This window comes from Streptomyces sp. NPDC039430 (assembly GCF_055639435.1).
In genome coordinates this window covers 449,639-461,721 of sequence record NZ_JBVKAK010000004.1, presented here as the reverse complement: position 1 = coordinate 461,721, position 12,083 = coordinate 449,639, and the positions used below count along the sequence as shown (strand labels likewise).

Annotated in this window: 8 protein-coding genes and 3 pseudogenes; 6 read left to right on the top strand and 5 right to left on the bottom strand. The window is 69.4% G+C overall.

Translation table 11 applies throughout. From position 1 onward, the window contains the following. Positions 1-156: 156 nt before the first annotated feature. Positions 157-717, top strand: a complete 561-nt coding sequence (locus tag ACZ7LS_RS13870) for a cysteine hydrolase family protein (protein ID WP_382530056.1) — start codon at positions 157-159, stop codon at positions 715-717. A 751-nt stretch (positions 718-1,468) separates the two neighbouring features. On the opposite strand, the gene ACZ7LS_RS13865 is transcribed toward ACZ7LS_RS13870, so the two are convergent. After that, complete coding sequence (locus ACZ7LS_RS13865) at positions 1,469-2,050, bottom strand: TetR/AcrR family transcriptional regulator (RefSeq protein WP_385134489.1); 582 nt, start codon at positions 2,048-2,050, stop codon at positions 1,469-1,471. Positions 2,051-2,248: 198 nt separating this feature from the next. On the opposite strand from ACZ7LS_RS13865, the pseudogene ACZ7LS_RS13860 reads away from it, so the two are divergent. The 5 genes and pseudogenes from ACZ7LS_RS13860 to ACZ7LS_RS13840 form a co-directional block, all read left to right on the top strand. Next, positions 2,249-3,479, top strand: a pseudogene (locus tag ACZ7LS_RS13860) (NAD(P)/FAD-dependent oxidoreductase). A gap of 211 nt (positions 3,480-3,690) precedes the next feature. Then, positions 3,691-4,167 (top strand): cytochrome P450 family protein, encoded by a 477-nt coding sequence (locus ACZ7LS_RS13855; RefSeq protein WP_385134409.1) that lies wholly within the window; start codon positions 3,691-3,693, stop codon positions 4,165-4,167. Next, on the top strand, positions 4,118-4,780 hold the full coding sequence (locus ACZ7LS_RS13850) for a cytochrome P450 (protein WP_385134406.1): 663 nt from the start codon (positions 4,118-4,120) through the stop codon (positions 4,778-4,780). Before ACZ7LS_RS13855 ends, ACZ7LS_RS13850 begins: the two co-directional genes overlap by 50 nt. Before the next feature lie 4 nt (positions 4,781-4,784). After that, positions 4,785-5,150: pseudogene (locus ACZ7LS_RS13845) on the top strand (SDR family NAD(P)-dependent oxidoreductase); the annotation flags it as partial. Between the two features lie 25 nt (positions 5,151-5,175). Continuing rightward, positions 5,176-5,607: pseudogene (locus ACZ7LS_RS13840) on the top strand (SDR family NAD(P)-dependent oxidoreductase); the annotation flags it as partial. Positions 5,608-5,693: 86 nt separating this feature from the next. Here the strand turns inward: ACZ7LS_RS13840 and exaC are convergent. From exaC to ACZ7LS_RS13820, 4 genes are all read right to left on the bottom strand, one after another. Further along, the gene (gene exaC / locus ACZ7LS_RS13835) at positions 5,694-7,217 is read right to left on the bottom strand and encodes an acetaldehyde dehydrogenase ExaC (protein ID WP_356516222.1); all 1,524 of its coding nucleotides are present in this window, start codon (positions 7,215-7,217) and stop codon (positions 5,694-5,696) included. Positions 7,218-7,376: 159 nt separating this feature from the next. Beyond that, complete coding sequence (locus tag ACZ7LS_RS13830) at positions 7,377-8,945, bottom strand: GMC family oxidoreductase (RefSeq protein WP_382530046.1); 1,569 nt, start codon at positions 8,943-8,945, stop codon at positions 7,377-7,379. A 28-nt stretch (positions 8,946-8,973) separates the two neighbouring features. After that, the gene (locus ACZ7LS_RS13825; RefSeq protein ID WP_382530044.1) at positions 8,974-10,581 is read right to left on the bottom strand and encodes an APC family permease; all 1,608 of its coding nucleotides are present in this window, start codon (positions 10,579-10,581) and stop codon (positions 8,974-8,976) included. Further along, positions 10,569-12,038 (bottom strand): aldehyde dehydrogenase family protein, encoded by a 1,470-nt coding sequence (locus ACZ7LS_RS13820; protein WP_382672627.1) that lies wholly within the window; start codon positions 12,036-12,038, stop codon positions 10,569-10,571. Before ACZ7LS_RS13820 ends, ACZ7LS_RS13825 begins: the two co-directional genes overlap by 13 nt. Positions 12,039-12,083 lie beyond the last annotated feature (45 nt).

Below are 12,083 nucleotides of genomic sequence, written 5' to 3'. Positions count from 1 at the left end.
AGCTTGCAGTCCAACGCTGAAGGCGGCACGAGCAGATGACGTTGGCGTGTCTGTGAGAATTGTTTCGTCAGCGGCAAACTCCGGTGGCGATCGAGGTGGCGGGCCGATTCTTTGTGATCACGTCGCTGCCCAGAGCGGGGCCGCTACCGTGATCCCATGTCACACGCATCCGCGCTCCTCGTCATCGACATGCAGAACGCCCCAGTGGCCATTGCCTACCAGGCAGCCGAGACCGTCGCCGTGATCGCCGGGTTGCGCGAACGCGCCAGAGCCGCTGGTGTACCGGTAGTAACGATTCTGGACCAGGGTGCCGGGATGGAAGCTGGGACCGAGGGCTGGCGGATCGTGCCCGAACTCGCGCCCGCTGCCGACGAGACCGTCGTCCACAAGACCAGCCCGGACAGCTTCCTTGACACCGATCTCGACAAGGTCCTGCGGGTGCTCGGGGTCACCGAGGTGGTCGTCACCGGGTTCGCGACCGAGATCTGTGTGGACACCACGGCGCGGCAGGCGCTGAGCCACCGGTATGACGTGGTGCTGGTCGCCGACGGGCACACCACGTCCGTCCGGCTCGACAGCGGCGAGTACGCCCCGCCGGGGCAGTCGATCGCGCACCACAATGAGATCTTCCGGCACCTCGACTTCCCTGGGCGCGGCATCCGGGTGCTGCCCGCGTCCGAAGTGGATTTCGCCGCGTCTGAGAAGCTGCCCAGGTAAGCGTGTGCTCAATGGGCGCCGGTTCGGGTGGCTTGGTTCACTTGGCTTCGTACAGCACGTCGATCGGGCCGCGCCACGTCTGGTGTGAAGCGACACCGAAGCACGGCTGACCTGGGCGCTTCCGTCCCGAGCTACAGCCTCACCTCAGCTGACTACTCGGGCGAGGCGCCCATGTGGCGGCGTCGGTCCGCAAGCTACGCAAGCTACGCGAGCTGATGCAGATCGCGGTCATCTTGGTGCTCTGCGCTTGACCTGTCGGGGGATCTTGGACTTCGCGCCGCCTGCGGCGCGGGTGGCCAGAGCCGCACATCATCATCGACGACGCGTTCCCCGACCAGGGCTGAAGGTCCGTCAGCGAGCCTAGACGGCGGTGTTCGTAGACCGTGAGGGACAGTGTGTTCATGGCGGATTGGACGCGGTCGACGTCCGGGCCCCGGTCGACGGCGTCCAGGGCGTCGGCAGGCCGAGACCCGTACGGCCAGGGGCAGGCCGTCGAAGGTGGATCCGGGCGGCAGGCTGGGACGTCATGCGCAGCAGTATGCACAGCGCCTCTGACACCCGTTCCGTGCGGCCGGACCGGGGCAACTCGGGCCAGGAATCGACGATTGGTGCCGGACCTCGCCGACTGCTCGCGGCGTATCGACCACCTGGTCCCCATGGCGGGGCGCGCGGGAAGCCGGTCACCACCGGGCCGAGCAGCCCCGTTGCCTTGCCGTTCCGGGCCCGGGTTCGTGCTCGGAGCCGTTGGGCCTTACTCGTCGGAGAAAACGGGCCAGTGGTCCGGCTTACCCGCGGACGGCAGCGGTGCCGGGGGCTGTAGGGGGCTGGCCGAGGTCGGGGACAGGGCGTCGAGGATGAGCGCGACGTAGCGCTTCCAGCCGTCGCTGTCGGGATCCATGCTCCACAGGACGCCGACCAGCATTCCCATGATCCTGTGCAGGTCGTCGGGTACCACGTCGTCGCGGATCTGGCCGGCCCGCTGTCCTTGGCGAAGGAGCTGGGCCAGAGTCGCGAAGAACTGGTCCGGTACCTCTGCGGCGATGGCTCCCGAGTTCTTGGCGGCGGCCAGGGTGTTGCGTTCGCGGGCCGCGACGGACATCGCGGCCTCCAGCATGGTGGCCAGTGCGCGCCGGGGGTTTTCGTCGCTGAGGGCCTGTTCAGCGGCGGGAGACATGATCTCCGTCAGGCTCTGGTCCAGGGCCGCCCGGACAAGTTCTTCCTTGTCGGTGAACCGGCGGTAGACCGTCGCGCTGCCCACCCCGGCGCGGCGGGCGATCTCCTCCAGCGATGCTTCGGGGCCGCTGGCGGCGAATACCTCCCGAGCCGCTCGCAGAATCCGCTCTGAGTTGCGCCCGCGTCGGCACGCATCCGTCTCGAAGGGCCGTTCGTCATCACCGACCGTAGCATCCGATGGCTCACTATCACTTGCGGTAGCGTCAGCCTTGGACGAGACGCCCCCTCCCGGTCTGGATGACGCCGTCCGCGAGTCGGCGATGGTCTGTCCGGCCGCTGCGATCCATCTGGTGGAGTCGTGAACCGGGTGGTGATCGTCGGTGCGTCGGCCGGCGCGGGCTGGCCACCGCGGAGGGGCTGCGGCGATCGAGGTACGACGGTGTGGTCACGCTGATCGGGGACGAGCCGTACCTGCCCTACGACCGTCCGCCGCTGTCCAAGCAGGTCCTGACCGGACAGTGGCAGCCCGACCGGCTCGCCCTGCGCCCGCAGGCCGATCTCGATGCTCTGCGCCTGGACCTGCGTCTGGGAGTGCCCGCCGCCGGGCTGGATCTGGCCGGGCGGACCGTGACACTGGCTGATGGCACCCGGGTGCCCTTCGCCCCCGAAGGGCACCCGGATGCCCTTCGGGGCCTGGTCGTCGCGACCGGTGTCCGCTCCCGCCGTCTGCCGGGCTGTGAGGGTCTGGCCGGGGTGCACCGCTCCGGGGCCTGCTAGACGCGCTGGCGCTGAGGGAGCGGCTTCTTCCGGGGCGGCGGCTGGTGATCGTCGGTGCCGGGTTCGTCGGCGCCGAGGTGGCCGCCGTCGCGCGTGGGCTCGGAGTGGACGTGACCATGCTGGAGTCCGGCCCGGTCCCGATGGCCATGGCCGTCGGTGAGCAGGCCGGCCGGTTCCTGGCCCAGGCCCACGTCGACCACGGTGTCCGCCTGCGCACGGGCGTCACGGTCTCGGAGATCCTCGGTGCCCGCGGTGAGGTCCGCGGTGTGCGACTGGCCGACCAGAGCGTGATCCCGGCGGACGACGTGCTGGTCGCCATCGGCTCCCTGCCCAACACCGAATGGCTGGAGAGCAGCGGGCTCGCCGTGCTGGACGGGCTGCTGTGTGACGAGTTCAGCTCCGCCGCACCCGGTGTGTACGGGGTGGGGGACGTGGCCCGGTGGCGCAACCCGCTGTTCGGTACGGCAATGCGCGTCGAGCACCGTACCAACGCCACCGAGCAGGGCCTTGCCGTCGCCCGCGACCTGCTGGCCCCGGAGCTTCGGCGGCCGTTCGCCCCGGTGCCGTACTTCTGGTCCGACCAATACGGGATGAAGGTCCAGGCGTACGGGCATCTGCGCGACCACGAGGAAGCCAGGGTGGTGGACGGTGAGGTGGCGCAGGGGCGCTTCCTGATCGCCTACCGCCGTCAGGACCGGCTGGCCGGAGCACTCGCGATCGGGATGCCCCCGAAAGCCCTGCGTGCGTGGCGGGCGCTCATCGCGTCCGGCGCGCGGTGGAACGAGGCCGTCACCGGCGCGGTCGCCGCCTGACCCCTTGCGGGCCCGCCGGCCCCGGAGCACGACCACCACCGCGTCCGAGCGGTGTCGTCAGCATCAACCGACCCCAAGCCAAGGAGCAGTCATGAGTCTGGGTACCGACATGAACGACACGGCGGGTCTGCCGTCCTTCCCCGGCGTGCGTGACGCACGCTGTCCCCTCGATCCGCCCCAGGAATAGGCGCAGTGGCGCGACAAGGACGGGTTGCAGCGGGCGGACTGGCACGGCGCGCCCGTCTGGATGGTGAGCCGCTTCGAGGACATCCGGGCGGTGCTGAGCGATGAGCGGATCAGCGCCGCCACGGTGGACACCGAAGGCCGGCCGCCGATCTTCCCGAAGATGGACGACCCGGAGCACGCGCGGCTGCGCCGCATGCTGACCAAGGACTTCACGGTCAAGAACGTCCAGGCGATGCGCCCGCAGATTGAGGAGATGGTCGACGACATCCCCGACAAGATGATCAGCAAGGGACAGCCGGCCGACCTCGTCACCGACTACGCGCCGCCCATCCCGTCACTGGTGATCTCCCTGCTGCTCGGGGTGCCCCACACGGATCACGAGATCTTCCAGGAACACAGCAACACCCTGCTCAACCAGAAGGGCCGGTGCGGAGGAGCGGCACGCGGCCAGCATGGCGCTCTACGGCTACCTGCTGGAGCTGGTGGCACTCAAGGAGCGTGAGCCGGGAGACGACCTCATCAGCAGGCTGATCACCGAGCGGGTCGGCACGGGCGAGATCACCCGCGAAACAGCCGCGATGAACGGCAACATCCTCCTGATCGCCGGACACGAGACCACGTCCAACATGATCGGCCTGTCCACCCTCACCCTCCTGCGGAACCCCGAGGCGCCGGCCCGCATCCGTGACACGGACGACCCGGGCGTCCTCGCGAACGCCGTCGAGGAGCTCCTGCGCTACCTGACCATCGCCCAGGACCTGATCGTGCGCGTGGCCCTTGAGGACCTGACCATCGGCGGGCAACTCGTACGGGCCGGAGACACGCTGGTCACGAACCTGTCCGCCGGAAACCGGGACTCGACGTTCCTGACCGACCCCGACCGCTTCGACATCGGCCGCAGCGCCCGCGGGCCTCGCCTTCGGCTACGGCGTCCACCAGTGCCTCGGGCAGTCACTGGCACGCGCGGAACCAGAGATCGCGCTGCCCGCACTCCGGCTGGCGGTACCGGCCGAAGAACTGAGGTTCCGCCACGAGATGGCCACCTACGGCGTCCACGAACTGCCGGTCGCCTGGTAGCCACGCCCTCACGCCGACGACGAAGGAGCGAACAGTGAGCCGATCCGCCACACAGTCCACGACGCCCGGCCGGGTGGCCGTGTCACCGGCGCCGCCTCCGGCATGGGGCTGGGCATCTCCCGGCGCCTCGCCGAACAAGGGCACCGCGTCGCCCTGTTCGACCGGCAGGGCGACGCGGCACGGCAGGCCGTCACCGAGCTGAGTACGGTGCTGGGCTCCGCCACGCGGGCCTACGAGGTCGACGTCACCGACCGCGACGCGATCAACGGCGTCGTTGACCGCGATGCGATCAACGACGCCGTAAGCGCGGTGCGGGACGAGTTCGGCCCGGTGGAGATCCTGGTCGCCTCCGCCGGCGTCGACTCCTTCACACCGTTCACGGACATCACCGTCCAGGAATGGGACCACATTCTCGGCGTCAGACCTCACCGGCACATTCCACTGCGTCCAGGCCGTCGTCCCGGACATGCGGGCAGCCGGCTGGGGCCGGATCGTCACCATCTCATCGGTCAGCGCGCAGTCCGGCGCGACCGACATGGCGCACTACGCCGCGGCGAAGGGCGGCGTCATATCCCTGACACAAGCCGGGCCCCCGGGCGTCACACAGGTGTCCCAGTTCCGCTTCGCGGACTACGCCACGCTGCGAACCACGAGCCTCCCTCCAAAGCATCCAGGCCCTCTTCCGCTACTACGCCACGTTCTTGGCCGAAGCGCGGAGCCACGCGAACAGGCTGATCGAAGCGTCCATGCGGCGTTGGGAGGCGCCGATGGGCGACGCGGAGGAAGACTTGGCGAGACCTCGGCCCGGGAATGCCCCGGAACTGCTGGTCAGAGCTGGGATACCAGTGGGAGTTATCGGGATTGACGGCGCATCTCGACATACCGCTCAGCCGTGCGCCGCGAAGGGCGCCTGACGGGTGAAGACCCAGGTCAGGCGCCCTCCTCCTGCGCCTAGAAGAAGCCCAGCTTCTTCGGCGAGTACGACACCAGCAGGTTCTTCGTCTGCTGATAGTGGTCCAGCATCATCCGGTGGTTCTCGCGGCCGATCCCCGACTGCTTGTAGCCGCCGAACGCGGCGTGCGCCGGGTAGGCGTGGTAGCAGTTCGTCCAGACCCTGCCCGCCTGGATCGAACGGCCCGCCCGGTAGGCGGTGTTCATGTCCCGCGTCCAGACGCCAGCGCCGAGTCCGTACAGGGTGTCGTTCGCGGTTTTGATCGCGTCGTCGAAGTCGCTGAAGGACGTCACCGCGAGGACCGGCCCGAAGATCTCCTCCTGGAAGATCCGCATGCGGTTGTGGCCCTCGAAGATCGTGGGCTGGACGTAGTAGCCGCCGGCCAGTTCGCCGTCGTAGTCGATGCGCTGACCACCCGTCAGGACCTTGGCGCCCTCCTGCCGGCCGATGTCCAGATACGAGAGGATCTTCTCCAGCTGGTCGTTGGACGCCTGCGCGCCGACCATCGTGTCGGTGTCCAGCGGGTGGCCCGGCACGATCGCCTCCGTGCGGGCCACGCCCGCCTCCAGGAACTCGCTGTAGTGGCCGTCCTGGATGAGCGCCCGAGACGGACAGGTGCACACCTCGCCCTGGTTGAGGGCGAACATCGTGAAGCCTTCGAGCGCCTTGTCACGGAAGTCGTCGTCCGCGGCCCAGACGTCGTCGAAGAAGAGGTTCGGGCTCTTGCCGCCGAGTTCCAGTGTGACGGGCTTGATGTTCTCGGAGGCGTACTGCATGATCAGCCGCCCCGTCGTGGTCTCGCCGGTGAACGCGACCTTCGCCACGCGCGGGCTGGACGCCAGCGGTTTGCCCGCCTCGACGCCGAAGCCGTTGACGATATTGACCACACCGGGCGGCAGCAGATCGGCGATCAGGCTCATCCAGAGATGGATGGAGGCCGGCGTCTGCTCGGCGGGTTTCAGTACGACGGCGTTCCCGGCGGCCAGCGCCGGCGCCAGTTTCCAGGTCGCCATCAGGATCGGGAAGTTCCACGGGATGATCTGGGCGACCACACCGAGCGGCTCGTGGAAGTGGTACGCGACGGTGTCGTCGTCCAGTTCGCTGAGCGTGCCCTCCTGGGCGCGCAGTGCCCCCGCGAAATAGCGGAAGTGGTCGATGGCGAGCGGGATGTCGGCCGCGAGGGTCTCCCGGACAGGCTTGCCGTTCTCCCAGCTCTCGGCGACCGCCAGCTCCTCCAGATGCTCCTCCATCCGGTGGGCGATCCGGTTGAGGATATTGGCGCGCTCCGCCGCCGACGTCCTCGCCCAGCCGGGGGCGGCGCCGTGCGCCGCGTCCAGGGCGCGCTCGACATCGTCGGCGGTGCCACGGGCGATCTCGGTGAAGGGGCGGCCATTGACCGGGCTGGGGTTCTCGAAGTACTGGCCGCGCGCCGGCGGTACGTACTCTCCGCCGATCCAGTGGTCGTAGCGGGACTTGTACGAGACGATCGCGCCCTCGCTGCCGGGCGCTGCGTAACGGGTCATCTCTGTGGCCTCCCGGATTCCGCGCCGCCCGCCGTTGGACGGCGCCCACGCCCGACCTTATGGAGCGGGACGTTGCGACGACGTTGCACCGCCGCCGTGCTCAGGCGTGCTCAGCCGGTGCTCATCCGTTCGGTGCAGCAGGCCGCCCCGTTCCGCCTCTCACCCCGCGTCCGCCTTGATCATGTCCGCGCACTTCTCGCCGATCATCATCGTGGTGATACAGGGATTGACCGTGGGCAGGAACGGCATCACGGACGCGTCGGCCACCCGCAGCCCGGTGACCCCCTTGACCCGCAGCCGTGGATCGAGCGGTGAGCCGACGTCACCCGGCGCCCCCATCCGTACCGTCCCCGCCGGGTGGTAGACGGTGTTGTGGGTCTCGCGGATGTACGAGAACAGCTCGTCGTCGGAGCGCGCCGCCGGTCCCGGCGCCAGCTCCGTCCCGGCCCACTCCGCCATCGGCGCCCGGCCGGCGATCTCCCGGGCCAGCCGCAGCCCGTAGGTCATCACCCGGATGTCGTGCTGATGCGTGAAGTAGCGCGGATCCACCGCGGGTTTGTCCCGGAAGTCGCGGGTACGCAGCCGGACCGTCCCCATGGACCGGGCCCTGGTGACATTCGGGGTGAGACAGAAGGCGTTGTCCGTGGTCGGATAGCCACGCCGGTAGGTGTTCAGGTCGAACGGCACCGAGCCGTAGTGGAACATCAAGTCGGGCCGGTCCAGGCCGGGTTCTGTGTCGGCGAAGATGCCGATCTCCCACCACTGGGTGGACGAGGTGACCATCGGCCGCTTCGCCTCCCACATGATCACGCCCTCGGGATGGTCCTGGAGACGCGAGCCGACCCCGGGGGAGTCCACCCGTACATCCACTCCGACGTCCCGCAGCCATCCGGCGGGACCGATGCCCGACAGCATCAGCAGCTTCGGCGAGTCGATGGCGCCGCAGCTGACGATCACCTCGCGCCGGGCCGCGACCGCGCCGCTGTGAATCGTGTCGGGTTCCAGATACTCCACCCCCGTACAGCGCCGTGCCTCGTCGAACAGCAGCCGCTTGGCCTGGAGACCCGTACGGACCTCCAGATTCGGCCGCTTGCCCATGACGGGGTGCAGATACGCCACGGAGGCGGAGGAACGGACGCCGTCCGCGCGCGCGTTGATCTGGAACCAGTGCGCCCCGCGTACCACCGTGGAGCCGGTGTTGAACGGCGTGACGGGGATACCGGCGGCGGCGCACGCCTCCAGCAGTGCCCGGCCGCACGGATCGTTCGGGGGTACGGTACGGATCGTCACCGGCCCCGACCGGCCATGGTGTTCGCCGGGCGCGTCGTTGGTCTCCAGCCGCCGGTAGAGCGGGAAGCACTCCGCCGCGCTCCACCCCGTACAGCCCAGCGCGCCCCACTCGTCCAGGTCCTCGGCCGGTGCCCAGAAGGCGATGCAGGAGTTGTGGGACGAGCAGCCGCCCAGCACCTTGGCGCGGGCCTGCCGCATGAAGCTGTTGCCGTTCTCCTGCGGCTCGACGGGGTAGTCCCAGTCGTAGCCGGACTCCAGCAGCGCCATCCACCGGTCGAGTCTGAGGATGCTCTCGTCGCCGACGTCCGAGGGACCGGCCTCCACCACGCAGACGGTGACCTCCGGGTCCTCGCTCAGCCGCGCGGCGACGACGGCGCCGGCGGTCCCACCGCCGACCACCACGTAGTCGAACTCACGCACAGAGTGTTCCGCGGACATCGCTGCTCCAGGTCCAGGTCGGAGGCGTTCAGGGGATGGTGGCGGGCGGCTCGGGCTCCTCGGCCGCCGACCGGTGCGCCGCGAGCGTGCCGGTGCGGGTGCGCTGGACGAACCAGTAGTAGGTGAAGCCGCCGACGGCGACGACGCCGACGAAGAGGAACGCGCCCCAGCGCAGATACCAGTGGTACGGCGGCGAGGCGTTGTACACCTCGTGGCGAGGCCACGCCAGGTTGAGTGACATGGCCGCGCCCCACAGCACGGCGAGGACATTGACCGGCAGCCCGAACCCGCCGAGCGAGAAGTGTCCCTCGGCCGGCTTCCAGGTGCCGCGCAGCCGGCGGACCAGCATGGGCAGGGTGACCAGCAGATAGGCCACATAGATCATGATGATCGCGATGCTGGTGATCACCGAGAAGATCTGCGGCTGGTCGATATTGATCACCAGGATGCAGATGGCGACGAACCCGATGAAGATGGCGGGCACCACCGGGGTCCCGAACCGCGGGCTGACCCGGGCCACCAGCGAGGACGCGGGCAGGCAGTTGTCGCGCGCCATCGCGAACGCCAGCCGGATACCGGCCGCGTGCACCGCGAGCGCGCATACGGTGATGGCGACGACCACGCACCACAGCACGATCTGGCCGACGGTCGAACCGAGCGTGGAGAGCACCACGTACTGGAGTCCGTCCGCGGCCAGCGCCTTGTTGTGCAGATCGGGCACGGCGAGCAGCGCGAACAGCAGGATGAGCCCGCCGATGAGGAAGGACGCGATGAGGGCCCGCAGGATCGCGCGTGGCGCGTTGCGACGGGGGTTGAGCGACTCCTCGCCCAGCGAGGACGCCGTGTCGAACCCGTACATCACATACGCGGAGGCGAGCGACGCGGTCAGGAAGGCCCCGAAGTAGCCGAGCGGCTGACCGGCGCCGAAACCGCCGGTCGTGACGATCGCGCCGGGGCCGCGGGTGATGTGCGCGGCCAGCAGCCCGATCAGTACGATCGCGGCGATCAGTTCCACCATCACCCCGGCGGAGTTGATGGTGGCCATCAGTTTGACGCCGAAGGCGTTGACCAGCGTGGTGAAGACGATCAGTACCGAGCCGAGCAGTACGGCGTTCTTCGCGGCGTCGGTGGGTCCGCTGCCGTTCCCGACGAACTGGAAGACGCCGGAGATCTGCGGCAGTGTGATCTGGTAGGCGAGGGCGACCGCCGCGAGGGAGACCATGGTGGCGGTCACCATCATCCAGCCGCCCAGCCAGCCGAGATGCGGTCCGCCCAGCTTCTTGGACCAGTTGTAGATCGAACCGGCGACCGGATAGCTGGCGGCCAGCTCGCAGAAGCACAGGGCCACCATCAGCTGGCCGAGGAACACCATCGGCCACGACCACCAGTAGCCGGGCCCGGCGAACTTGACGCCGAAGTAGAAGAGCTGGAAGGTTCCGGTGAGGATCGAGATGTAGCTGATTCCGGCGGCGAAGGTGTGGAAGGTGCCGAGAGTGCGCTTCAGTTCGGGTTTGTAACCGAACGCCTTCAGGGAGTCGTCGTCGTCCTGGCTCTGGATGTCATGGGCGCTGCGGGCATCAGGCGCGGGCTCAGGACCCGACGGTACGCGGCCGGGGCCCGGCGTCACTCGAACCATCCCAGGGGCCGCGGTGCGAGATTGCGCCACACATGTTTCGCCTCCTGGTACTCGGCGAGTCCGGCGGGCCCCAGCTCACGGCCGAAGCCGGACTGTTTCATCCCGCCCCACTCCGCCTGCGGCACATACGGCTGGAAGTCATTGATCCACACGGTGCCCGCGCGCAGCCGGGAGGCCACCCGGTGCGCGCGGCCCACGTCCTGCGACCAGACGGCCCCCGTGAGCCCGTAGACCGTGTCGTTGGCGAGCGCGAGCGCCTCCGTCTCGTCGCGGAACCGCTCGACGGTGAGGACCGGTCCGAACGACTCGTCGCGCACCACGGACATCCCCGGCGTGCACTCGTCCAGCACGGTCGGCAGATAGTAGAAGCCGTCGCGCAGCGCGGGGTCGTCCGGCCGCGCGCCCCCGCACCGCAGCACCGCGCCCTCGGCCAGCCCCGCCGCCACATACGCCTCGACCTTGGCGCGGTGCGCGGCGGAGATCAGCGGTCCGGTACGGGCGTTCTCGTCGAACGGTCCGCCCAGCGGGATCGCGCGCGCCCGCGCCACCACGTCGTCGACGAACGCGTCGTGCAGCTCGTCCTGGACGAGCAGCCGGGCCCCGGCCGAACAGACCTGCCCCGAATGCAGGAACACCGCGGTCAGCGCGTAGTCGACGGCCGCCTCGTACGCGGCGTCGGCGAAGACGATATTGGGGTTCTTGCCGCCCAGCTCCAGAGCGATCCTCTTCACGGTCGGCGCCGCGGCGGCCATGATGCGCCGGCCGGTGACCAGACCGCCGGTGAACGACACCATGTCGACCCGCGGGTCCTCGCTGAGCGGTGCGCCCGCGGTCGGTCCCGCGCCCAGGACGAGATTCGCGACCCCGGCGGGCAGCCCGGCCTCGGTCAGCAGACTCATCAGCATGATGGCGGTGTGCGGGGTCAGTTCGCTGGGCTTGAGGACGAACGTGTTGCCCGCGCCGAGCGCCGGGGCGACCTTCCAGGCGGTCTGGAGCAGCGGATAGTTCCACGGGGTGATCAACGCGCACACACCGACCGGCTCATGCACCACCCGGCTGTCCACGCCGGGGTTGCCGGTGTCGACGATCCTGTCGGTGCCGCCCGCCGCCGTCAGATTGCCGAAGTAGCGGAAGCAGTTGGCGATGTCGTCGATGTCGTAGGCGCTCTCGACGAGCCGCTTCCCGGTGTCCAGGGACTCGGCTCTGGCGAGTGCCGCCTTGTCGCGCTCCAGCAGATCCGCGACGCGCAGCAGCAGCGCGCCGCGCTCGGCGGCCGGGGTGGCGGGCCAGGGACCCCGGTCGAAGGCGTCACGGGCCGCGGCGATCGCCGCGGCGGCGTCCTTCGGCCCGGCCTCGTCGACGGTCGCGACCAGCGTGCCGTCGGCGGGACAGCGGATCTCGCGCGTCTGCCCGCTGACGGCCGCCGTCCATCTGCCGCCGATGAACAGCTCCGGCATGAAGGCTCCTCCGGTTCCGGTCGGGACACCCGGCGGAGTGCGGCC